Here is a 22,746-nt window from a genome sequence, read left to right on the forward strand (position 1 = left end):
AAACAAAATTATAAATAGCTTAGCAATATGGCAATTGCACAAATTTTATGGGTAGACGACGAAATTGAAAGTCTACAATCACAAAAAATATTTTTAGAAAACAAAGGGTATAAAGTTCACACCCTCACCAATGGGTATGATGCTATTGAATATATTCAACAGCATATGGTAGATGTTGTGTTAATGGATGAAAGTATGCCAGGGATTACCGGCCTCGAAACCCTTACAAGGATGAAGCAGTTCAATCAGCGGATTCCAATTGTACTCATCACTAAAAATGAAACCGAGAACCTGATGGATGAGGCAATCGGAAGCCAAATTGCAGATTATTTAATTAAGCCAGTTAATCCCAACCAAGTTTTACTTAGCCTAAAAAAAATCATTGATAATAAAAGGTTAGTTGCTGAAAAAACAACTGTTTCTTATCAGCAGCAATTCAGTGAATTATTTATGGCACTTTCTGGAAATCCTGGTTACCAAGAATGGATGGATTTATATAAAAAACTGGTTTATTGGGAACTCGAAATGGAGAAAAGTGACAGTCCTGAAATGCAAGAGATTTTTTTTAATCAGAAAAAAGAAGCCAATGCTGCTTTTGGAAAATTCATTGCTAAAAACTATGAAAAATGGATGGCATCTGCAGCTGCTGATGCACCAATCATGAGTCATCAATTATTCCAATTTAAAGTATTGCCTCATTTAGAACCTGATATTCCTTTGTTTTTTATTTTGATTGATAATCTACGATATGATCAATGGAAAGCCATTGAGCCCATATTTGCTGAAAGTTTTCGGGTTACAGAAGAAGATAGTTTTTATTCAATTTTACCTACTGCAACCCAATATTGTCGAAATGCCATTTTTGCTGGTATGATGCCCGCAGAAATTGAAAAGAAGTTCCCTGAACTTTGGAAAAACGATGAAGACGAAGGGGGGAAAAACTTACATGAACAGGATTTTTTAGTTGCTCAACTAAAGCGATTAAAAAAGGAGCAAGTCAAGTTTAGTTACCATAAAATTTTAAATCATCAAGATGGGCAACAACTGGTGAATAATATCCATAATCTATTAGGAAACCAATTGAATGTTATCGTCTATAATTTTGTTGATATGCTCAGTCATGCAAGAACTGAGATGGAAGTATTAAAAGAATTAGCTAGTGATGAAGCTAGTTACAGAAGTTTGACCAAGAGTTGGTTTGAGCATAGCCCACTTCACCAGGCTTTAAAGAAAATTGCCGACAAAAAAATAAAAATCGTATTGGCAACAGATCATGGTAGTGTTCGAGTAAAAACACCCCATAAAGTAATTGGTGATAAACAAACTACTACCAATTTGCGGTATAAACATGGGAGAAATCTGAACTATGAAGAAAAAGAAGTGTTGGCTTTTAGGGATCCATTAAAAGCTGGACTGCCTGTTCCTACTATTAACTCATCTTTCATTTTTGCAAAAGAAGATGGTTTTTTATGTTATCCAAACAATTACAATCATTATGTGAACTATTATAAAAACAGTTTTCAACATGGTGGGATTAGTTTAGAAGAAATGATTGTTCCATTGATTAAAATGGAGTCAAAAGTCTGAATACTTCCTTAATTTCTGCCCATTTTGTGGATAAAACCCTTGCAAACAAAGGCGTACTAAGTTTAAATTTGTGTTGCTATGAAATACACACAATCTACATTAGACAAGCTTGAAAATATTTTAGGAGAATCAGAATATGTAGTGAGGTACGAAAGGGGTACTTTTCAAAGTGGTTGGTGCTTACTTGAAGCCAGAAGGGTAGTGGTATTAAACAAGTTTTTAAATATAGAGGGAAGAATCAATACCTTAATGGAAATTATACCCCAACTCAATATTCAATTTGATAAGTTAACCCTTGAGTCTCAAAAGCTTTATGAAGAAGTAGTAAAAAAATCAGTGACTACCGCAGAATAATTGCGGACAATACCCTTCAGACCAAAGCAATTTTACCTTAGTTTTATTTGGTGAAACAGTCCGCTTTAACCATTCAATTTTTAGGAACAGGAACAAGTACCGGCATTCCAATGATTGGATGTAGTTGTCCTGTATGTGTTTCTTTAAACACAAAAGACCAACGTCTTAGAACTAGTATTTTGGTAGAATCTGCTAGTACCCGCATCGTAATTGATACTACACCCGATTTTAGGTACCAAATGTTGCGGAGTAAGACTACTCGATTGAATGCTGTTTTGTTTACCCATTCGCATAAAGATCATATTGCTGGATTAGATGATATAAGAGCATTTAATTTCTTTTCAGGTGCGGCTATGGATATTTATGCAAATGCCTCAACAGAGGAAGCTATTCGGAGAGATTTTTATTATGCTTTCTCAGATACCCGTTATCCAGGTACACCTGAGCTGCAGATGCATAGTATTGGGGAAGAAAATTTTTTTGTAGGCGATATTGAAATTCAGCCAATTAAAGTAATGCACCATCGGATGCCAGTATTAGGATTTAGGATGGGAAATTTTACTTATATCACCGATGCTAACTATATTGAAGCAACAGAGCTTGATAAAATAAAAGGTTCAAGTGTATTGGTTTTGAATGCACTTAGAAAAGAGAAACATTTGTCTCATTTTACTTTGCAAGAAGCATTAGATATTGCAGCTATTGCAGAAGTACCCGAAGTTTATTTTACCCATATTAGTCACCAGCTTGGTTTACATGATACGATTAGTGCTGAATTGCCAGCACATGTAAAACTTGCTTACGATGGGTTGGTTGTTCGTTTGTAATTCCGCAATCATTTGCGGGCATGAAAAATTTTTTGAAAGCATATTTGCAATTCTCAAAAAAGGAAAGAATTGGATTATTGGTTGTATTGTTTTTGTTGAGCTTTTTTTGGTTATTGCCAAGATTAATGCCCTCTCAGATGCCTCAATTACATCATTCGGATACTGCATGGGCAGACCAACTTGAAGGTAATTCGTCTAGTATGCCTCAATTGAAGAATAACCAATACAACAAAATACCTTCAAGTAAATCTGTCTTCTTCCAATTCGATCCTAACACAGCTTCTGAGGATCAACTACAATTGTTGGGATTGTCAGATAAAAATGCACAGACAATAATTCGATATCGACAAAAAGGGGGAAGGTTTAAATTGCCTAAAGATCTGCTGAAAATTTGGGGAATCGATCCCTCTTTAGCAAAAGCCTTGATCCCGTATATACGCATTCAATCAACTATTTCAAATCAACAATTTCCTTTAACTGAAAGAAGTGGCAGCTATAATCCTCCCTATCCCCCCAAAAAAATAAATATCATCGATATCAATACTGCTTCAATCAATGAGTGGGAATCTTTACCCGGAATTGGGCCTGTATTAGCTGCTCGAATTATTAAATACCGCAACAAATTGGGTGGTTTTGCTGAATTAGATGAAATTAAAAAAACCTATGGAATTGGAGATTCTTTGTTCACCACTATTGAACCCTTTCTTAAAGTTCAATCTACTGGGAAGCCTTCCGTAAATACTGCCAGCGAGGCAAGACTAATCAAAGCTGGGGTTTCGCCAGAAATTGCGGCTGCAATTGTTCAATATAGAACACAATATGGCCTATTTCAACAAATAGAAGACCTCAAAAGAATTGTTTTTATTCAGTCGGCTCAATATCAAGTGCTTTTAGATTTAGTAAAACTGTGAATAATTATCTGTTTATTTTAAGATGAACTTACCAGTAAAATCCCCTAGATTTGCCTTACAAACTAACTAACGGTTGTTTGTTTTAGGGGGTCGGAAAGAACGTGCTTGCTCTGCTCCGACCCCCGTCTATTTAAATTATAAGATATATGCATTTTAAGGAGACAGAATTGACGCAACAAGTTTCAGCAACTGCAAAAGATTTTGCTGAGCAGTATATTAGACCGCATCTAATGGATTGGGATGAGGCACAATTTTTTCCAGAAGCGCTATTTAGAGAAATGGGGAAGTTGGGTTTAATGGGTGTATTGGTGCCAGCTGAATATGGCGGTGCTGGGTTGGGTTATTTTGAGTACAATGCAATTATTCAAGAAATTGCAAAAGTTTGTGGTAGCATCGGGTTAAGTGTTGCTGCACATAACTCACTATGCACCAATCATATTTTATCTTTTGGTACAGAAGAACAAAAGAAGCGTTGGTTACCAAAATTAGCTACAGCCGAGTGGATTGGGGCTTGGGGCTTAACGGAACCCAACACGGGTAGTGATGCAGGCAATATGAAAACAACAGCAGTGAAGCAGGGGGATCAGTGGGTGTTGAATGGAACTAAAAGTTGGATTACTCACGGAAAGTCTGGAGAAGTTGCTGTGGTGATTTGCAGAACTGGTGAAACTAGAACCAGTGGAAATTCGACCGCGTTTGTAGTTGAAAGAGGAACACCAGGATTTACGGCTGGGAAGAAGGAAAATAAATTGGGAATGCGAGCAAGTGAAACCGCTGAAATGATATTTGATAATTGCATTATCCCTGATAGTAATCGATTGGGTGAAGTGGGGGATGGATTTAGACAGGCAATGAAAATTTTAGATGGGGGTAGAATATCCATCGCGGCGCTTTCGGCTGGTATTGCAAAAGGAGCTTATGAAGCTGCTTTAAAATATTCACAGGAAAGATATCAGTTTGATCAACCGATTGCTTCATTTCAGGGTATTAGTTTTAAATTGGCAGATATGGCTACTGAAATCATGGCTGCCGATTTATTGATATGGCAAGCTTGTGATCTTAAAAATAGAGGGGAAAAAGTTACACAAGCAGGTGCAATGGCTAAATATTATGCAAGTGAAGTAGCCGTTAAATCGGCTACCGAAGCCATACAAATTTTTGGTGGATATGGGTATACAAAAGATTTTCCTGTAGAAAAGTACTATCGTGACGCAAAATTATGTACTATTGGGGAAGGAACTTCTGAGATTCAGAAAATGGTGATCGCTAGAGAAGTCCTTCGCTAATTGTTTTCGATTGCTTGCTCATAATAAGGGACTCCAATTGGGGTCCTTTTTTGTTAATTCAGTAATACAATTATTTGTATCTTGAAAAGGAATACTAACAAATTAAGATCCATATCTACATTTAATAATATGCGGGTACTGCTTTTATTATATTCATTCTTTTTGGTTTGTCCATTAATTGCACAAAAAAATTCAGGGTCTTCTTTTATAGTAGACTCATTAAATAAAGCCGCTTTTGATGCTAAGCGTTCTGATATTTCTAAAGCACTCAATCTGTTAATTATTGCTCAAAATACAGCCAAACAAATAGACTATAAAAAAGGTCAAGCAGTTGCTTACATGTATGAAGGGGGTATTTTTTTGCAGCAAGGTTTTGTAAAAAGAGCGCTAAGTGACTTTTATCTATCGCTCGATATTTTTAAAAGAACAAAAGACACATTTAATATAGCAAAAGTAAGTCAACAAATTGCTAGTTCAATGGTGTTAGAAACTAAGTATGACTCTGCTTCATCAATATACAATGATTGTCTAGCAGTATTTAACAAATACAATAAACAAGAAGAGGTTGTAAATATAAAAAATAGTTTAGGGCTGATTCAACTCTATAGAAATAAGCCTGATTCTGCAGTTATTTTGTTTAATCAAGCACTTAATACAAGCAAAGAAATAAATTATACCTACGGGGAAAAGAAAGCGCTTTATCATTTAGGAAAATTGGCATTTGATGGTAAGAATTTTGAGTTAGCGACTTCTTTTTTCTATGCATCTATGAGCATAGATCGTAAATTAAATGATCGATATGGTCTTGCATTAAATAACTTGGAGTTGGCAAATATCGCTTTTAAGCGTGGTCAGCTTGATTCTGCTTTTGCTATGTCAAAAGCATCTTATGTATTTGCTAAATCAATTGGTGCACACGAGTTGATGGATCATAGTGTTCGCCAAATTATTCAATATTATAAAAAAACGAATTCCTTAGTAAATGCAATGGCATGGCAGGATACAGCCATATTGATTAATCAGTTGCATCGAAAAAAAGAAAATGAATATGCTGCTAATTTCATTGATATCATTAAGAATCAACAAAGTCTAAGATTAGATCGAGAGAATGCTTTTTTACGAGCGCAGCGAGCATCTGATGAGCAGTTATTCATTTTAACAGTAGGGACATTCATTTTGATTATATTGGCTGTTTTGGTTGTAATGGTTTTTATCAATTACCAAAAACAAAAGCATTTTAGTAGAGAGCTGAGGGCGAAAAATATTTTGATTGAAGCTCAAATAGAAGAGATGGGAACACTGAATAAAGAAATCTCTTATCAAAATAGAATGCTTGAAGCTGATAATAAAACCAAGGATAAATTACTTTCTATCATTTCACATGATTTGCGAAATCCCTTAGTGAATACCAAAGGTATTTTGAATTTGGTCAATCAAGAAATGGTTCCAGAAGATCAGGCAAAACAACTACTACTACAATTAGAAACCCAATATATGGGTACAACTTCTTTGCTTGATAATCTACTCTTTTGGTTGAAAGGACAGATGTCTGGCAAGAACTTAGATAGATCCGTTATTGTTGTATATCAACTAGTGAAAGGATTGGAAGAAGAGCATAAGATGCTTTTTAGTAGGAAAAATATAATTTTCTCTAATAATCTGCATCCACAAATGTTTATTAATGCGGACAAAGAAATGATTAGGATTGTTTTAAGAAACTTGATTAGTAATGCTATTAAGTTTACTCCTGAAAATGGAACCATCGAGGTTCATGCTTCGCAAAACAATACTCATGCAATTATTTGTGTTGAAGACAGTGGTATAGGTATGACAAAGGAAACAATCGAAAAAATTAATGCGAAACAATATTATACCACTGCGGGAACTTCAATGGAAAAGGGAAGTGGTTTTGGCTTAATGCTGTGCAGTGATTTGATTAATCGCCATGATGGTACTTTAACCATTGAAAGTATACCAAACAAGGGTAGTAAATTTATCATTCAACTACCCTTGCAAATTACTTAAGCTATTCTTCGTTTTTATTTCCAGCAGCAAAAATTTGGTCAACCGCACCGCCTAACATCGGGAATTTATCTTTTACAAATCCTGCAATTGTAGCGATTGCTTGTTGAGCTTGTTGTTCTGATAATCCTGCTTCTTTAACTAGCTTTTCTATTAATTCGTTCATATTGTATATTTTAATTTAAGCAACTTTAAGTGCGCTTAGTTTACTCTTACTAAACATCTTTTCTGCATAATCTAATGTCACATTTAAAGAAGTCGTATTGGTGCCAGGTAGTTCAAACATGGCTTCAGTTAAAATGCTCTCGCAAATACTTCTTAATCCTCTTGCGCCCAATTTGTATTCCATTGCTTTAGAAACCATAAAGTCTAATACAGCCGGTTCAATGGTTAAGGAAATTCCTTCCATATCAAACAACCGGGTAAACTGCTTTATCAAAGAATTTTTTGGTTCTGTTAATATGCTTCTCAGTGTTTCTGCATCTAATGGATTCAAATGGGTGACAACAGGTAAACGACCAAGTAATTCTGGAATCAAACCAAAACTTTTTAGGTCTTGCGCATTAATGAATTCTAGTAAATTACTTCTTTGGTGTTCTTGTTCATCTTTATTAACGCTAAATCCAATGGCGTTGGTATTGATTCTTCTGGCAATTACTTTGTCTATGCCATCAAATGCACCACCGCAGATAAATAAAATATTTTTTGTGTCTACCTTGATCATTTTTTGCTCAGGATGTTTTCTACCACCTTGTGGTGGAACTAATACCTCTGTTCCTTCAAGCATTTTTAATAATCCTTGTTGAACACCTTCTCCACTAACATCTCTGGTAATAGAGGGATTATCTCCTTTTCTCGCAATTTTATCAATCTCATCAACGTATACAATGCCTCTTTCAGCGGCATTTACATCATAATTACAATTTTGTAATAAACGAGTTAGCATGCTTTCTACATCTTCGCCTACGTAACCTGCTTCGGTAAAGACGGTTGCATCTACAATCGCAAAGGGTACATTAAGCAATCGAGCAATTGATTTAGCCAATAAGGTTTTACCTGTTCCTGTTTCACCTACCATGATGATATTGCTCTTTTCTATTTCAACATCATCCACAATTTGTTTATTGTTAACCCTTTTATAATGGTTATACACAGCTACACAAAGAATCTTCTTGGCTTCGTCTTGCCCAATTACGTATTCGTCTAAGAACTGTTTGATTTCTTTAGGTTTCCTAATTTGAACATTACCTGCCCCTCCTGTTCCTGAAAGATTGTTTTTGGCACTTAATTCTTGAGCAATAATTTCTTCAGCATGCTCTACACAATTTTCACAGATATGACCTTCTTGGCCTGCTATCAATATCTTTACTTCATCACGGCTTCTTCCGCAGAAAGAGCAATGTAAATTATTTTGTTTTGCCATAAACTATATCTTATTAAGGATGCTGTCTGCTATGCCATAGGCAACTGCTTCGGATGCATCCATCCAATAATCGCGGTCAAAATCCGCTAAAATTTGTTCCACTGTTTTGCCGCAGTTTTCAGCTAAAATTTTTGCTCCTAACTGTTTGGTTTTTAAAATTTGATTTGCTTGAATTTCAATATCTGCACTAGTAGCTTGATAATAACCACCCAAGCTAGGTTGGTGAATCATTACTTCTCCATGCGGATAAATATAACGGTGCCCTTTTGCTCCAGCACTTAAGAGAATCGAGCCCATGCTAGCGGCTAATCCCATACAAATTGTACTTACCGGACTTTGTATCATTTTAATAGTATCATACATTACCATCCCGCTAGTAACAACACCACCTGGGCTATTGATATATAATTTAATTTCAGTACCAGGCTTATCAGCATCTAATAAAAGTAATTTAGTGACCACTTCTTTTGCAGATTTATCATCTACAACCCCCCATAAATACACTGCTCTTTTTTCAAAAAACAGTTTTTCCATTTTTTTGGTCATAAAACTACCCATTGCATCTTGCTTCTCTTCTTTGTTTTCTTCTGGTTCATCCTGATCATTATTTAGAAAAGGATTCACGATATATTTAGACTGTATCATTTTTAATCATTTGAATTTTAAACAATTATCCTTTCTTTTCTTTTCTAGGATTGGTTAACAAAACTTCGTCTACTAAACCATATTCTTTTGCTTCAGCAGCTGTCATCCAGAAATCACGATCACTATCTTTTGCAATTGTTTCGATTGATTTACCTGTGTGATTGGCTGTTATTGCATAAAGCTCTTGTTTCAATTTTTTAATTTCACGGGCAGTTATTTCAATATCAGTTGCTTGACCTCCAATACCACCGCTAGGTTGGTGCATCATGATTCTACTGTGTTTTAGTGCAGTTCTTTTACCTTGAACGCCAGCACATAGTAAAATTTGACCCATACTAGCAGCAATACCAGTACAAATAGTTGCCACATCAGGCCCGATAAACTGCATGGTATCATAGATTCCCAAACCAGCATAAACGCTGCCACCTGGGCTATTGATATACATTTGAATATCTCTTGAACGGTCGGTACTTTCCAGAAACAATAGTTGTGCAGTAACAATATTGGCTACATAGTCGTTAATGCCTTCTCCTAAAAAAATAATTCGATCCATCATTAAACGGCTAAAAACATCCATGCTAGCAACGTTTAGAGGCCTTTCCTCAATAATGTAAGGAGTAAGGTTGGTTACTTGCCCATAACTTTTGTAGTTGTGTAAAACTCCGCTGCTGATGCCACGGTGTTTAACTGCGTATTGCTCAAACTCTTTTCCAATATTCATAAACTGATTTTTCGCTTTGAAGTTAAGTGTTTTGTTAAATAGGTATAAAGACTGTTCAAATACTATGCAAAGCTTGATTTATGGCAATTTGACATAATGAACAGTAAAACCGTTAAAACACGGTTGCAAAGGTCGTTCATTTTAGATAAGTTCAAAGCTAGTATTGTTAATATTATGTCAGAGAACCCATTTCATATAGGACTTTGTATGGCAGGTGCAGTATCTGCGGGTGCTTATACTGCAGGTGTAGTAGATTATTTAATAAAATCATTAGACCGGTGGGAGCAAAGCCGCGGCCAACCAGGAGTTCCTACACATAGGGTACAAATTTCCATAATTGGAGGAGCTTCTGCTGGTGGTATGACGGGTTTACTTACTGCAGCAGTCATGCATCAATTAAAGGCAGATTTGTTGTATAAAAGTTGGGTTACCATGCAAGCCGATAATATGATGGAAAAATTGTTATCGTGTACCGACTTCAATAATGCGGTTCCGCCAACTTCATTATTCAATGGGGCTTTTGCAAATGAATTAGCAGATAGGGCATTTAGCAATAAAGGTTTGTCATGGAATGATCCTCCTCCTTTTTTTCATCCACAATTGAAAGTATTTACGACATTAACCAATGTAAGCGGGTTCCCTTATAATATCTCTTTCAATACCGATTTAAAAGCGCAACACCATGCAATGTCGGTTCACAATGATTATGCTTGCTTTCAAGCTGCTACGGCCCCCAACTGTATCAATGGGTGGATGCCTTTGAATATTAGAACAGGATTGAATGCTCAATTAGCCAAAGATGCTGCAATTGCAACAGGGGCATTTCCATTGGGATTACCAGCAAAGAAATTGACCAGACCCCTAGAAGCAATAGTCCAAAATAAATGGATTAATCATGAAGGACTTATGATTAATCATACAATGCCAACTTATGAATCCTTGCATGTAGATGGGGGACTAATGAATAATGAACCATTTGAAAAAGTGAGAGAATTGTTGAATGAATTGGTATTAACAGAAACCGAGCAATCTAATGCTTTTAACCGATTCGATCAATTTAGAAGTACTGTCTTGATGATAGATCCATTTCCTGAAAATACGCTCAATCAAAATGCATATCCCCTTTCTATTGGTCAATTGGCAGGGTCTATCTTGCATGCGATGATGCAGCAAATGAAAGCAAAGCCAGTACCCATTGCAGATGTATTAAGTAAAAACAAGGCAGGTCAATTTTTAATAGCACCAGTAAGATATTCTTTGGATTTGGAGAATACTCGAATAGAAGGGGCTAAAGCCATTGCATGTGGGGCAATTGGTGGTTTCGGGGGTTTTATTAGTAAAGATTTTAGGGTACACGATTATGCATTAGGACAATATAATTGTGAAATGTTTTTGCGCAATCATTTTACAATACCCATTCAACATTTAGATAATCATCCGATTTTTTCAAAAGGTTATGAAGGAGTCAACCGTTATTTATTTAAATCGAAACAAACAGAATCAGTACAAATCATTCCACAGTTTGAATCCGTACAAAAGCCATTGCCATGGCCAACATTGGAAACAAATCCATTAACTCAAATGCGACCAATTATTCAAAAAAGAGTTGCCATGTTATTAAATTCCATCCAATTAACTGGATGGAAAAAATTGTTACTTCAATTAAGTGGGGATATATTTTTAAATAGAATGATTGCGAATCAAGTACAAACTTATATTCAACGTCAATTAAAAAAACATGACTTATTATAATAAAAAAACCAGCCCGAAAGCTGGTTTAATAAATCATTCAACACTTATTTATCAATGATGATGATGCTCTAATTTCTTGGCAAAATCATCTGCGCTAATGGGTTCGTCATTTGCTTTTACTTGAGCACCTAATGCATCAAATAATTTTTCTGCATTGATTCTATGATAGCTGTCTTCAACAAATTTTTTATCCTGCATCATTCGATTAGCATAGTCATCAACCCACTGTTGATTATCTCCTAAAGCACCTAATTGATTGCCCATGTAACTAAACAATTGCATTTTTGCGAAGTTGCGAATATCTTCTGGTAAAACTTCAATCTTATTGTCTTGTGTTAGTTTGCTACTAATTAAAGTCCATTTCAATTGCTTTACAAATGCAGGGAATTCTGCCTCTGCTTCTTCTGCAGTTTTAGGTTTTTCGCCGCCATTTTGTAGCCAACGCTTCAAGAAACTTTCAGGAAAATCCATATTAATATGGTCAACCAAGTAATGATAAATTTGGTCATGTACTTGATTTTGGGCAGATTGAGCGTAGTATTTCTCGATTTCTGATTTGATCTCATTTCTAAGATCGGCTTCTGTTTTTATTTGATCGTTTCCAGGGTAAATTTGAATGAACAACTCTTCGTTCAATTCAGCTTTCTCTACCAAGCCAACTTTAGTAATTAATAAATTAAAATGCTTGTCTGCATCATCTTTGGTTAATCCAAGATCGGATAAAATGGTTTCGGCTTCTTTATCTTCAAAAGCAGTCTTGATTTGCAAGTTCACCACATCCTCTTTTTTCTTCCCCATTAAATTATTGCGAAATCCTTCAGCAAAGTATTTAACTAATAAAGAATTGTCTTTTGTAATGCCGTTTTCGATGATATTTCCTTTTTCATCTGTTTCGGTAAAAGTTACGTTCAATACATTGTCTTCGCTGCTAACTAATTCAGGTTCAGTCATTTTGCCGAAACGGGTTTGAAGTCTAGCCACTTCATCATTAATCATTTCATCTGTAACAGTTACAACATAACGAGTTCCAGTGAATTTAGATAAGTCTACTTCAAAGTTTGGCTTCAATCCAATTTCAAAAGAAAAAGCATAATCAATTGGATTATTCATATCTAAAACGCGCGCGTCGTTTTCTAATGGCAGTGGTTGAGCAAAAATGTCAATTTGCTCTTTTGCCATATACGCGTTCATTTCTTGTTCTACTTTGCGAAGTACTTCGTCAGAAAATACACCCTGACCATACATTTTTTTAACCAAACCAGTAGGAACCATTCCTTTTCTAAAACCTGGGATATTGGCTGTTTTAGCATACTTCTTAAGACTTGTTTCAAAGCCTTTAAGGTAATCATCCTTTGTAAGGGTAACGGTAAGCTTATCATTTAATAAGCCAATGTTTTCTCTGGTAATTGTAGCCATATAGGAGTTTTATAAACTTAAATTCGGGCTGCAAAGGTAGGGGATTCGCACAAAAAAACCACCTTTTAAAGGTGGTTTGGTGCGGATGATAGGGGTCGAACCTACATGCCTCGCGGCGCTAGATCCTAAGTCTAGTGCGTCTGCCAATTTCGCCACATCCGCATTTTGGACGGCAAAAATAGGGGATTTTTTTAAAAACGAACAGTAAATTTGGTTCCAATACCTGCTTCACTTGAACATTCGATTGCTCCGCCCTGCTCTTCTATTTGGTTTTTAATTAAATAAAGGCCAATTCCTTTACTGTCAAACCCACTGTGAAAGCTTTTTTGAAATTTAAATAGTAAATGGCCAAATTTATTTAGGTCTATGCCTAAACCATTGTCACTAATGGTAAGAAAGTAATTCCCATCTTCCTCGTAAGTTTCAATCAATATGATTGGGGCAGTATTGGGCTTAGTGTATTTAAGGCTATTGCTCAATAAATTGTAAACAATACTTTGTAAGTAAACCCTAGGATAAAGTATTTGTTTGATGTTGAGTGAAAGTGAAATTTTTGCTTCTTTTTGTTGAATAACATCTTGTAATTGTAAAACTGCACTATTGATTACTTCTTCAAAAAGGCAATCTGAGGCAGGGATATCTTTTTCTAAATGAATCTGTAAAATTTGAATTAACTCATTTAAGTTGTTGGTAAGATCTTTGCTGATTTTTTTTAAATAATCCATTGAAGCCTTCTTCAATTCAGGATCATCCGTACTCTCGTACATTTCGAGCATTTTTGAAATATTATGTGCAGGTCCTCTAACATCATGGGTGATGATACCTGCAAAATCTTTCAATTGACTTACTTTTTTTTCGAGCGCATATTGCGTTTTTAGCAATTTTTTATTTTGCTCTTCTAAGCTTTCCATTGAAGTTGCTATAGGATTAATCATGGCTTTTAAATGGGCTGGGGGCTGAACTTACCTAAAATTAGGTATTTCTTCAAATGATTTTTTGTTTTATTAAATATTCGTCATGTGGCGATTTATTTATACGTTTTTAATGCATTCAAGATTGCTCCTATTGTGTCGTTTATGCCTTTTTGGCTAATCCATCTTAACACCACAACTAAATCGTTCTCTTTATCTACGTAAATTATATTGTTGCCATTACCTAAATGAACAATCGCTGATTCAGGTGCAGCGGGTAAAAATTTTCGATTGGTGTTTAAGAAAAAATTCATGTAACCATAGTCGGTGTTAGCAGACCCTGGAGTACTAGATTGCTTAATCCAATTTTCAGTAATCAATTGTTGATTGTTCCACTTTCCGTTGCGTAAGTGAAGAAGTCCAAATCGGGCCATATCTTCGGCGTTAATAAACATACCTCCACCCCAATGCCCACCCCCGCTAACTGATTGTATGGGTTGTCCGTCTAACACTATCCATGCGTTTCTATAGCCAGTCCACCTCCAAGTATTAGAAGCTCCAATTGGATCCATGATATGTTGTTTAAGTATAACCGGTAAAGGTTTTCTAAATACACTGGTAATAGCTAAGGCCAAAGCATTTACTCTTACATCATTATACTCGTAAACAGTTCCAGGTGTATTTCTTTTTCTGTTTAGCCATTTTTGCATATCTGCATCAGGTCTGTCTGCCCAATCAGGTTTTCCCCATAAAGTTCCTTCCCAATCACTTGTTTGCCTTAACATGGATTCCCAAGTGATGGTTTTATTGTGGGGCGTATTGAATGGTTGTAGTAATTCTGGTTGTTTAAATTGTTCTGCAGGTTTGGAAATAGGATAGGTTTGAAATAGTTCAATAGGCGGAATATAAGGAGCAACTAAATCATTTACAGAATGAATTAGCTGCTGATCTACTGCTAATCCTACAACAGTAGACAAAAAGCTTTTAGCAACACTATGGGTCATATCGCATTTCAGTGGAGTACCCCATTCAGCAATTTTATAACCTTTGTAAACAATAATCCCCGTTTGATCACCTCTGTCTTCAAATGGCCCTATCCCATCTCCAAATGGCTCTTTGCCAAATGTTTTGTAATGATTTTCTTCCATACTGCGTGGATTGGCAGACTCCGACTGTTGCGCAGTTTCAATTGCTTTTTGAATGGCAGCATTGGAGATGCCAAAACTTTCTGGAATTCTTTTTTCCCAAGAATGTAATGAAGGATAATACAATGGAGGGGTTACTGCTTTCTTAGATTGGCTAAAGCAATGAATAGAAAGTATTAGTGCAATCAATAAAAAACGATAATGCTTAATCATGGATTCAAATTAAGCATTATCGTTTAGGAAAAGAAGTTTATCCGCGTGTTTGAGCAGATTTATGATAGCTAAACTTCCTTGTTCTATTTTGTTGTTGAGGTCTTCTATTTCGCTCAGGTAGTTTAAAACTACTTACCACAGGAGCTTCAGAATGATAAGCGTGGTTCGTTACAACAGGTAGTTGAATTTTGATTAGTTTCTGAATATCTTTTAAATAAGCCCTTTCTTCCGCATCGCAAAAAGAGACAGCCATTCCACTAGCACCTGCTCTACCTGTTCTTCCAATCCGGTGAACATAGGTTTCAGGAATATTCGGAAGTTCATAATTAAATACGTGCGAAAGTAAATCAATATCAATTCCCCTAGCTGCAATATCTGTTGCTACTAAGATTCTAGTAGTGCCTGCTTTAAAATTGGTTAATGCACGCTGCCTTGCATTCTGTGATTTATTTCCATGTATGGCTTCTGCAGTAATCCCTTGTTTGGTAAGGTCTTTTACTACTTTATCCGCACCATGTTTAGTTCTCGTGAATACTAATGCTGTTTGAATTTGTTGATCCTTTAATAACTCATTCAACAAATGTTTTTTATGCTCCTTCTCTACAAAATAAACTGCTTGTTCTATTTTCTCTACTGTAGAAGAAACGGGTGTTACTTCTACTTTTGCAGGATTGTGTAAAAGTGTAGTAGATAATTTTTCAATTTCAGGAGGCATCGTTGCAGAGAAAAATAGTGTCTGTTTTTTTGCGGGTAATTTGGCAACAATCTTTTTTACATCGTTGATAAATCCCATATCTAACATGCGATCCGCTTCGTCTAATACAAAAAATTGGATATCGTTTAAACGAACATAACCTTGTTGCATTAAATCTAATAATCGGCCTGGTGTTGCAACCAAAATATCTACTCCATTGCGTAAAGCATTTACTTGATGCACCTGCGAAACTCCACCAAAAATCACTTGGTGCTTCATTCTTAAGTTTTTGCCATATGCAGCAAAACTTTCATCAATCTGAATAGCTAATTCTCTAGTAGGCGTTAAGATAAGGGCTTTAATCCCTTTGCTATAATTTCCCCCAATTTGTGTTTTGCAAACCAACTGTAAAATAGGAATGGCAAATGCAGCTGTTTTACCTGTACCGGTTTGGGCGCAACCCAATAAATCTCTTCCAGCCAATGCCAATGGAATGGCTTGTTGCTGAATAGGGGTAGGATTTACGTACCCTTCTGTTTCGAGCGCATGCAAGATTGGCTCAATGAGTTCTAATTCTTTGAATAACACATTATGTGATTTAAGTGAACACCTGAAATATCAAGTGCTATATAGCCTAACTATTGATGGGATTACCTTGTCACTGAAGTAGATTCCAGTCTAACCGAGAGAGTATATGAATAATGCAAAGCTAATCAATTTTGGCTAAAAGCCCTACTATTTGTTCCAAATAAAGCTGATCTGTTTCATCAAATTGATCATATTCACTGCTGTCTACATCTAATACCCCCCACACTATTCCATCTTTTACAAGCGGCACTACTATTTCAGATTTAGACAAACTACTGCATGCAATATGACCTGGAAATTTTTCAACATCGGGTACAATTAATGTTTTTTCTTGCTCCCAACTTGTTCCGCAAACGCCCTTGCCTTTTTTTATTCGGGTGCATGCAACAGGACCTTGAAAAGGCCCTAAAACCAATTCATATCGTTCAACTAAATAAAAGCCTACCCAAAACCAACCAAACTGCTCTTTTAAGGCAGCAGCCATATTGGCTAAGTTGGCAATTAAATTATTCTCGCCATCTAATAGCCCTTTAATCTGAGGAATGAGTGCTTGATATTGTTCCTCTTTTGAACCTTGAATAATGTTTAAATCTTCTGCCATAATGCAAAGATAATCATGGGTAACTAATTGGCTTTCTTAAAAAGTTTAACCAATTCTTTTTGTTCGGCCCAAGATACCAGCCAGGTGAATAGCCCTATGAAAATAAATCCTATCAATATACCCAACCATAGATGAGGGAAAAAATAGAGAATTAACTTTTGAAGACCATAGAGGATTATAACTACAGCTAAATATGCTGTTAGTTTTTTAGTCGCATAAGGAACTCGATAATGTTGCTGTCCCAAATAGTAACTGACCAACATCATGAATAAATAGCATAAAAAAGTAGCTAATGCAGCACCTAAATAATGTAAGGTGGGAATCAATAAAATATTCAATCCAATGGTGATTAGTGCTCCTGCTACGGTGATCATTGCACCATAATTATTTTTGTCAGTCAGTTTATACCAAATACTTAAATTGTAATAAATCCCTAAGAAAATATTGCCCAATGCTAATAAGGGCACCACTTCTAAGCCCTGAACCCAGAGTGGTTTATTGATGGCAATAAAGAACCATCCAAAAACTTCTATAAATAAGCTAATAAACAAAAACATAAAGCAGCAGGCAATCACAAAGAACTTCATAACGCGTGCATACACTTTTTGTGCATTTTCTTCCCCTTTTTGTTTAAAGAAAAAAGGCTCTGCTGCCATTCTAAATGCTTGTATCAAAATGGTAATCAATACGGCTAATCTGAAAATATTTCCAAAAATACCCAATTCATGTTTGGCCTCATCTATCGGTAAATTAACTGCATGCTGGTAAATTAATCTACTCAACATATCATTTACCATACCGCCCATTCCCACAATAATTAACGGGTAACTATATTCCATTACTTTTTTAAATAGCGGAACGCTAAACTGAATACTGATTTTTCTAAACTCATTAAAAAGGAGCAGAAAAGTTAATAGGCTACCTGCTAAATTGCCTATTAAATAATAGCCAATTCCGATATTGTTTTCAGTAAAAATGGTTAGCCATGAATTTGGGTCTTGTTGCAATTTATAAGGAATCCAACCGATGAATAAAAGCACAGTAGTTAAATTGACTAATACGCTTGACAGTCGAACTGCTGCGTATTTTTTAGGTCTGTTTTCTTGTCTCAACTTTGCAAATGCCAATGTGCTAAGGGTGTCAAAAAATAAAATGCCTATCATCCAGTTAATAAACTCAGGATGTGCTTGCAAATTTGCCCATTCAATTAGATGCCCACTAAAATACCATAGTATGCCAGTAAATAAAAAAGTAGAACCCAATAATGCAATAGATAATGTGCTATACAACTTAATTGGATCTTCTTCTTTACTAAACCTAAAATACGCTGTCTCTAGTCCATAAGTGAACACTACATTCAAAAATGGAATAATGGCATAAATCTGTGTAAGATCTGCAGTGGTGGAAGGCTGTGCAAAGAAAAGTGGCAAAGATAGATTCATTAGGTACCCTAAGAATCTACTCGCAATAGTGGGTACTCCATACCACAAAGTTTGACCTGCCAATTTTTTTATCTCACTCAAAATAATAATCTAAGATTCAAAAATAAGGTATTGTAATCAGTTGTGTTGGTCTAATGGGGCAATGCTGTTAAGTAACACACCTGGTTCTGCAAATTGTGGGTTTCTCAAAAAAACGGAATCGGTTAATGTTTGTAAAAAGGCTTTCAATTGTCCTATTTCATAATTGCTCAAGGGCAGTTTATTTTTCAGTAATGTATCAGTAGTAGGTCCAACTTGCATTTTAGTACGATAGTGTTCAAAAACGCTCATTAAAGAAAAAAATCTACCATCATGACCATAAGGAAAACTCACTGTTACATTGCGTAAACTAGGTATCCTAAATTTTAAAGAATCAATTGGGTTATTGGTAATATTCATGCGCCCTAAGTCTTTTAAAAATGGATCCAATGGCATGCCTATATTGGTATAGCTATAATTAGTAAAAAGCGGTTCCGTGTGGCATTGCGCGCATTTAGTTTTAAAAATAGCATACCCTAATTTCTCTGGTAAATTGAAGCTGTCTTTGCCTCGCATTACTTGGTCGTATTTGCTATTACTACTCACTAACGTTAATAAAAACTGACTCAATGATTTACCCAATCGTTGGGTGTTGATAGTAATATCTCCAAATGCCGCTTTAAATAGTTTAGGATATTCTTTGCTTTTTTTGAGTTTAGCCAAAACATTATTAATGTCTTCTCCCATTTCATTATGTGCAGTAATTGGCGCCAAAGGTTGTAGATCAAGGTGATTAATCCCTCCGTCCCACATAAACTCTTTTTGCCAGGCTAGATTAAACAAGGAAGGGGCATTGCGGGTTGTTAAGGCATTGTCTATGCCATGACTTAATGGGTGATCATAGCTATTAAAAGCGCCAAATTGTTGATGGCAACTTCCACAAGAAATGGTATTGTTTTTACTCAGTTGAACTTCGTAAAACAGTTTTTTCCCTAGTGCAATTCCTGCTTCAGTTAGTGGATTTTGTGAAAAGTCATAAGAAGGTGCTGGCCATCCTTTCGGTATAGTGAAAACGACTTTTTTATTTAAGTGTAATTGGGCTTCTCTTTTTACAAAGCCAACACAAAAAAACATTATTGTAATAATCACTAATAGGAGGCTGTTTATTTTCATAATTAGTTGCTACGGATAGTGAACATCGTGGAATAATTGTCTGCCAGTTGCATCGCTAGTTTCCCAGCATTATGGCAGTTAGGCGATTCAGCAATTTGAATTAAATGTTTTCCATCGAACCATTTTTCCAAATGCGTTTCTATGAAAATGGCTTTTTTTTTCGCTTGATTGGGGGTGAGTTCTAAAACAATTGTTCTAACTGTGTTATACGGCGATTGAAATCCCCCTACTTCATAACTAAATCGTTTGCCAGCAGTAGCTGCATTTGAAGAAGTACCTTGCATTTTAGCCATAATATAGCCAGTACGCCATGTCCAGAACATGCCTTTTGCAGGGTCTAAAACACCCGTTTGAATACCAGTTGTATTTTTAATTGAATCTACTCCAATATTGAATACTATTTTTTGGGTACTTGCAGGGATAAGAAAAGGGAGCTGTAATGATGAAGCATCTTCTATATTGATTAAATAGTGCTCTTTAGATAATTCAATGGTATCATTCTGGCTATTTATTGCCTTCCATTTTGACGTGTAAAACATCAAACGATTAATCTGCAAAGCTTCTTTTGCACTATTATAATAAGTACTATCTTCTTTCCAGTATTGGTTATTAAAGTAGGTATTAAATTGAATGCTAGATTGGCTATAGCATATTGTACAAGCAAAAAAGCATTGAAGAAAGACGATGATTTTTTTCCGATTTTGTTGCATCAGCCGGTTTGTTTTTACGATTAGCTATCTTAGCTTTTCAAATTTCGTATAAAAATCATTGCATGAGAGTAGTAATTCAAAGAGTTTCAGAAGCTTCTGTAACTATTGATCATAAAGTGAACGGACAAATTAAATTCGGCCTATTGGTATTGGTAGGAATTGAAGATGCAGATAATACTGACGATATTGATTGGTTGTGTAATAAAATTGTGAACCTGCGCATTTTTAATGACGAAAACGGGGTAATGAATTGCTCCGTTAAAGACATTGATGGATCCATTTTGTTGGTTAGTCAATTTACTTTGCATGCCAGTACCAAAAAGGGGAATCGTCCGTCTTATATAAAAGCTTCAAAACCAGCTATCGCCATCCCCTTGTACGAAAGTTTTAAACAACGATTGGCTGATGAGTTGGGAAAGCCTATTGAAACAGGCATTTTTGGTGCAGATATGAAAGTAGCTTTGTTAAATGACGGTCCGGTAACCATTTTAATTGATTCAAAAAACAAAGAATAATGACCATTCAACAAGCACAAACACAAGTAGATCAATGGATACAAATCATTGGTGTTCGGTATTTTAACGAATTAACCAATCTTGGGATACTAATGGAAGAAGTAGGGGAGCTTAGCAGGATCATGGTTCGTAAATATGGAGAACAGTCTTTCAAGGGGCAAGAGAACCAAGAAGCGTTGGCCGATGAAATGGCAGATGTATTATGGGTGTTAATTTGTTTAGCTAACCAAACTGGGGTTAATCTTACGGAAGCTTTGCAAAAAAATATAGAGAAGAAAACCCTAAGAGACAAAGACAGACATAAGAATAACCCCAAGTTATAGTTGCGTTTTGTTTAATTAAAAATGGTTTTGACTTTGGCCAATTTTTCAATTTCCGCTACGGTTCTAGGCGCTCCAGCAGATAAGTTGCGATTGCCTTCTTTGGTAATTAAAATATCGTCTTCAATTCTTACCCCAATACTCCACCATTTAGGATCACATTTGCTACCCGGTGGAATATAAATTCCTGGCTCTACAGTTAAATACATGCCTGGTTCGAAAGGTTGATTTCCCCTAATACCTAAATCGTGTACATCTAAGCCTAAATGGTGTGAAGTGCCATGTGGGAAATATTTTCTTGCTTCTGTTTCGTTGGCTGCTATTCCCAATTCAATTAATCTTCTGTTGATTACTCTTCTAGCAGTAGCGTCGGATCCACTATAGGGCATACCTGGTTTACAAACAGCAATAGCAGAATCTTGGGCTGCTAAAACCAATTCATAAATAATTTTTTGCTCAGGAGAGAACTTTCCATTCACTGGAACAGTTCTAGTAACATCGGCTGTATATCCATGATATTCCGCGGCACAATCACTCAAGAGTAAATCTCCCTCTTTCATGAGTTTAAGATTGGTTACGTAATGCAATACACAAGCGTTTTCGGCTGCTCCATTAATGCTTGGATAGCCAGGGTATTCTGACCCATTTTTCTTGAATGAATATTCCATGATTGCTTGTGCTTGGTATTCAGTCATTCCTGGTTTTACTGCTTTGATGACTTCGTTATGGCCTTCTACGCTAATAGCAGCAGCTCTTTCTAAAATTTTAATTTCTTCTGGTTGCTTAATACCCCTTAAGGCTGTTAAAATTTGTGAAGTAGTTCTAGCTGCGATTGGTTTTTTATATTGCTTAATCAAACTATCTACCACACCAGCCATTCTGCTTAATTCGTCTCTTGTTCTAGGATAGGTTTGAAAAATATCTTCAGACCTAAATGCGGTTAATATTGAATCATAGTCGTTAAAATTAAATGTACCGAAAGTGAAATCCTTGTTTAGGAACACATTATTAAATTTGTAACGATTACTTACTCCTTCTACACCTAAAATTTTACCATTCCACATTTCTCGTTGTGGATCTCTATTTTGTACAAAAATGAATTCTGTGCCTGTTTTACCCATAATAGTGGTAGGTTCTTTAAACAGCAGTAATAGGGAGTTGGGCTCTTCTAAACCAGTGAAATAGTAGAAATTCTTATTTTGAGCATATTGATAATCTACATCATCATTTCTAAGTCTAACCTGACTCGCAAAGAAAATCCCTACTGATTTAGCGGGCATTTTTTCTTTAAAAGCAGCCCTTCTTCCAGCATGAAATTCGGGGCTTAAATAGTCGTTGGGGTATTCTGTGGTTTGAATATTGGTTTGCTGCGCTGTAGCCAACAGCGGGAGCAATAATAATGAAAGCCATAATTTTTTCATGCTAATCGGTTAAATTTTGAATATCTAAGCTAATTTTTTTTAATCAACAAT

At 35.8% G+C, this 22,746-nt stretch carries 22 protein-coding genes and 1 tRNA gene; 9 read left to right on the forward strand and 14 right to left on the reverse strand.

Annotated features, from left to right (window positions below):
- Positions 1 to 27 precede the first annotated feature (27 nt).
- From ACTIEI_RS06135 to ACTIEI_RS06160, 6 genes are all read left to right on the forward strand, one after another.
- Entirely contained in the window at positions 28 to 1,587 is a 1,560-nt protein-coding gene (locus ACTIEI_RS06135; protein WP_439505404.1) for a response regulator, read from the forward strand.
- Positions 1,588 to 1,665: 78 nt separating this feature from the next.
- Positions 1,666 to 1,941, forward strand: coding sequence for a hypothetical protein (locus ACTIEI_RS06140; RefSeq protein ID WP_439505405.1), 276 nt, complete (start codon positions 1,666 to 1,668; stop codon positions 1,939 to 1,941).
- Between the two features lie 50 nt (positions 1,942 to 1,991).
- Positions 1,992 to 2,768: an MBL fold metallo-hydrolase gene (locus tag ACTIEI_RS06145; protein ID WP_439505406.1), complete on the forward strand. Its 777-nt coding sequence runs from the start codon at positions 1,992 to 1,994 to the stop codon at positions 2,766 to 2,768.
- A 20-nt stretch (positions 2,769 to 2,788) separates the two neighbouring features.
- On the forward strand, positions 2,789 to 3,679 hold the full coding sequence (locus tag ACTIEI_RS06150) for a ComEA family DNA-binding protein (protein ID WP_439505407.1): 891 nt from the start codon (positions 2,789 to 2,791) through the stop codon (positions 3,677 to 3,679).
- 146 nt (positions 3,680 to 3,825) lie between these two features.
- Positions 3,826 to 4,965: an acyl-CoA dehydrogenase family protein gene (locus ACTIEI_RS06155; RefSeq protein ID WP_439505408.1), complete on the forward strand. Its 1,140-nt coding sequence runs from the start codon at positions 3,826 to 3,828 to the stop codon at positions 4,963 to 4,965.
- A 129-nt stretch (positions 4,966 to 5,094) separates the two neighbouring features.
- Positions 5,095 to 6,990 (forward strand): ATP-binding protein, encoded by a 1,896-nt coding sequence (locus ACTIEI_RS06160; protein ID WP_439505409.1) that lies wholly within the window; start codon positions 5,095 to 5,097, stop codon positions 6,988 to 6,990.
- A 1-nt stretch (position 6,991) separates the two neighbouring features.
- Here ACTIEI_RS06160 and ACTIEI_RS06165 read toward each other — a convergent pair whose 3' ends face one another.
- From ACTIEI_RS06165 to ACTIEI_RS06180, 4 genes are read right to left on the reverse strand one after another with little or no spacing between them, the layout of a single operon-like run.
- The gene (locus ACTIEI_RS06165) at positions 6,992 to 7,153 is read right to left on the reverse strand and encodes a hypothetical protein (RefSeq protein WP_439505410.1); all 162 of its coding nucleotides are present in this window, start codon (positions 7,151 to 7,153) and stop codon (positions 6,992 to 6,994) included.
- A gap of 15 nt (positions 7,154 to 7,168) precedes the next feature.
- Entirely contained in the window at positions 7,169 to 8,410 is a 1,242-nt protein-coding gene (gene clpX / locus ACTIEI_RS06170; RefSeq protein ID WP_439505411.1) for an ATP-dependent Clp protease ATP-binding subunit ClpX, read from the reverse strand.
- Positions 8,411 to 8,413: 3 nt separating this feature from the next.
- Positions 8,414 to 9,055, reverse strand: a complete 642-nt coding sequence (locus ACTIEI_RS06175; RefSeq protein ID WP_439505412.1) for a ClpP family protease — start codon at positions 9,053 to 9,055, stop codon at positions 8,414 to 8,416.
- Between the two features lie 25 nt (positions 9,056 to 9,080).
- Positions 9,081 to 9,776, reverse strand: coding sequence for a ClpP family protease (locus ACTIEI_RS06180; protein ID WP_439505413.1), 696 nt, complete (start codon positions 9,774 to 9,776; stop codon positions 9,081 to 9,083).
- A 96-nt stretch (positions 9,777 to 9,872) separates the two neighbouring features.
- On the opposite strand from ACTIEI_RS06180, the gene ACTIEI_RS06185 reads away from it, so the two are divergent.
- The gene (locus ACTIEI_RS06185; RefSeq protein ID WP_439505414.1) at positions 9,873 to 11,528 is read left to right on the forward strand and encodes a patatin-like phospholipase family protein; all 1,656 of its coding nucleotides are present in this window, start codon (positions 9,873 to 9,875) and stop codon (positions 11,526 to 11,528) included.
- Positions 11,529 to 11,579: 51 nt separating this feature from the next.
- Here the strand turns inward: ACTIEI_RS06185 and tig are convergent, their stop codons facing one another.
- From tig to ACTIEI_RS06230, 9 genes are all read right to left on the reverse strand, one after another.
- Positions 11,580 to 12,944, reverse strand: coding sequence for a trigger factor (tig, locus tag ACTIEI_RS06190; RefSeq protein ID WP_439505415.1), 1,365 nt, complete (start codon positions 12,942 to 12,944; stop codon positions 11,580 to 11,582).
- A gap of 77 nt (positions 12,945 to 13,021) precedes the next feature.
- Positions 13,022 to 13,106: transfer RNA gene (locus ACTIEI_RS06195), tRNA-Leu, on the reverse strand.
- 29 nt (positions 13,107 to 13,135) lie between these two features.
- Positions 13,136 to 13,879 (reverse strand): sensor histidine kinase, encoded by a 744-nt coding sequence (locus tag ACTIEI_RS06200; protein ID WP_439505416.1) that lies wholly within the window; start codon positions 13,877 to 13,879, stop codon positions 13,136 to 13,138.
- Between the two features lie 92 nt (positions 13,880 to 13,971).
- Positions 13,972 to 15,213 (reverse strand): serine hydrolase domain-containing protein, encoded by a 1,242-nt coding sequence (locus ACTIEI_RS06205; RefSeq protein ID WP_439505417.1) that lies wholly within the window; start codon positions 15,211 to 15,213, stop codon positions 13,972 to 13,974.
- Between the two features lie 37 nt (positions 15,214 to 15,250).
- The gene (locus ACTIEI_RS06210; protein WP_439505418.1) at positions 15,251 to 16,495 is read right to left on the reverse strand and encodes a DEAD/DEAH box helicase; all 1,245 of its coding nucleotides are present in this window, start codon (positions 16,493 to 16,495) and stop codon (positions 15,251 to 15,253) included.
- A 121-nt stretch (positions 16,496 to 16,616) separates the two neighbouring features.
- Positions 16,617 to 17,096, reverse strand: coding sequence for a GAF domain-containing protein (locus ACTIEI_RS06215; protein WP_439505419.1), 480 nt, complete (start codon positions 17,094 to 17,096; stop codon positions 16,617 to 16,619).
- Positions 17,097 to 17,119: 23 nt separating this feature from the next.
- Positions 17,120 to 18,619: an oligosaccharide flippase family protein gene (locus ACTIEI_RS06220; protein WP_439505420.1), complete on the reverse strand. Its 1,500-nt coding sequence runs from the start codon at positions 18,617 to 18,619 to the stop codon at positions 17,120 to 17,122.
- Positions 18,620 to 18,655: 36 nt separating this feature from the next.
- Positions 18,656 to 19,729 carry a cytochrome-c peroxidase gene (locus ACTIEI_RS06225; RefSeq protein WP_439505421.1) on the reverse strand — a complete coding sequence of 358 codons (1,074 nt, stop codon included), beginning with the start codon at positions 19,727 to 19,729 and terminating at the stop codon, positions 18,656 to 18,658.
- A 2-nt stretch (positions 19,730 to 19,731) separates the two neighbouring features.
- On the reverse strand, positions 19,732 to 20,439 hold the full coding sequence (locus ACTIEI_RS06230) for an MbnP family protein (protein ID WP_439505422.1): 708 nt from the start codon (positions 20,437 to 20,439) through the stop codon (positions 19,732 to 19,734).
- Positions 20,440 to 20,501: 62 nt separating this feature from the next.
- Here ACTIEI_RS06230 and dtd point away from each other — a divergent pair, with 62 nt between their 5' ends.
- Together dtd and ACTIEI_RS06240 are read left to right on the forward strand one after the other, a co-directional pair.
- Positions 20,502 to 20,954, forward strand: coding sequence for a D-aminoacyl-tRNA deacylase (dtd, locus tag ACTIEI_RS06235; protein WP_439505423.1), 453 nt, complete (start codon positions 20,502 to 20,504; stop codon positions 20,952 to 20,954).
- Entirely contained in the window at positions 20,954 to 21,277 is a 324-nt protein-coding gene (locus ACTIEI_RS06240; protein WP_439505424.1) for a nucleotide pyrophosphohydrolase, read from the forward strand. The genes dtd and ACTIEI_RS06240 overlap by 1 nt, the downstream gene beginning before the upstream one ends.
- 11 nt (positions 21,278 to 21,288) lie before the next feature.
- On the opposite strand, the gene ACTIEI_RS06245 is transcribed toward ACTIEI_RS06240, so the two are convergent.
- Positions 21,289 to 22,695, reverse strand: a complete 1,407-nt coding sequence (locus tag ACTIEI_RS06245; RefSeq protein ID WP_439505425.1) for an aminopeptidase P family protein — start codon at positions 22,693 to 22,695, stop codon at positions 21,289 to 21,291.
- Positions 22,696 to 22,746 lie beyond the last annotated feature (51 nt).

This window comes from Sediminibacterium sp., assembly GCF_051860225.1.
In the GTDB taxonomy this organism is placed as follows: Bacteria; Bacteroidota; Bacteroidia; order Chitinophagales; family Chitinophagaceae; genus Sediminibacterium.

Bases quoted from the DNA above. Each gene is read 5' to 3' on its own strand.
- ACTIEI_RS06150 (WP_439505407.1), top strand. From the start codon at position 2,789: ATGAAAAATTTTTTGAAAGCATATTTGCAATTCTCAAAAAAGGAAAGA.
- ACTIEI_RS06180 (WP_439505413.1), bottom strand. From the start codon at position 9,776: ATGAATATTGGAAAAGAGTTTGAGCAATACGCAGTTAAACACCGTGGC.
- ACTIEI_RS06225 (WP_439505421.1), bottom strand. From the start codon at position 19,729: ATGAAAATAAACAGCCTCCTATTAGTGATTATTACAATAATGTTTTTT.
- ACTIEI_RS06200 (WP_439505416.1), bottom strand. From the start codon at position 13,879: ATGATTAATCCTATAGCAACTTCAATGGAAAGCTTAGAAGAGCAAAAT.
- tig (WP_439505415.1), bottom strand. From the start codon at position 12,944: ATGGCTACAATTACCAGAGAAAACATTGGCTTATTAAATGATAAGCTT.
- ACTIEI_RS06185 (WP_439505414.1), top strand. From the start codon at position 9,873: ATGAACAGTAAAACCGTTAAAACACGGTTGCAAAGGTCGTTCATTTTA.
- ACTIEI_RS06155 (WP_439505408.1), top strand. From the start codon at position 3,826: ATGCATTTTAAGGAGACAGAATTGACGCAACAAGTTTCAGCAACTGCA.
- ACTIEI_RS06245 (WP_439505425.1), bottom strand. From the start codon at position 22,695: ATGAAAAAATTATGGCTTTCATTATTATTGCTCCCGCTGTTGGCTACA.
- ACTIEI_RS06230 (WP_439505422.1), bottom strand. From the start codon at position 20,439: ATGCAACAAAATCGGAAAAAAATCATCGTCTTTCTTCAATGCTTTTTT.
- ACTIEI_RS06215 (WP_439505419.1), bottom strand. From the start codon at position 17,096: ATGGCAGAAGATTTAAACATTATTCAAGGTTCAAAAGAGGAACAATAT.
- ACTIEI_RS06160 (WP_439505409.1), top strand. From the start codon at position 5,095: ATGCGGGTACTGCTTTTATTATATTCATTCTTTTTGGTTTGTCCATTA.
- ACTIEI_RS06175 (WP_439505412.1), bottom strand. From the start codon at position 9,055: ATGATACAGTCTAAATATATCGTGAATCCTTTTCTAAATAATGATCAG.
- ACTIEI_RS06140 (WP_439505405.1), top strand. From the start codon at position 1,666: ATGAAATACACACAATCTACATTAGACAAGCTTGAAAATATTTTAGGA.
- clpX (WP_439505411.1), bottom strand. From the start codon at position 8,410: ATGGCAAAACAAAATAATTTACATTGCTCTTTCTGCGGAAGAAGCCGT.
- dtd (WP_439505423.1), top strand. From the start codon at position 20,502: ATGAGAGTAGTAATTCAAAGAGTTTCAGAAGCTTCTGTAACTATTGAT.
- ACTIEI_RS06135 (WP_439505404.1), top strand. From the start codon at position 28: ATGGCAATTGCACAAATTTTATGGGTAGACGACGAAATTGAAAGTCTA.
- ACTIEI_RS06165 (WP_439505410.1), bottom strand. From the start codon at position 7,153: ATGAACGAATTAATAGAAAAGCTAGTTAAAGAAGCAGGATTATCAGAA.
- ACTIEI_RS06205 (WP_439505417.1), bottom strand. From the start codon at position 15,213: ATGATTAAGCATTATCGTTTTTTATTGATTGCACTAATACTTTCTATT.
- ACTIEI_RS06240 (WP_439505424.1), top strand. From the start codon at position 20,954: ATGACCATTCAACAAGCACAAACACAAGTAGATCAATGGATACAAATC.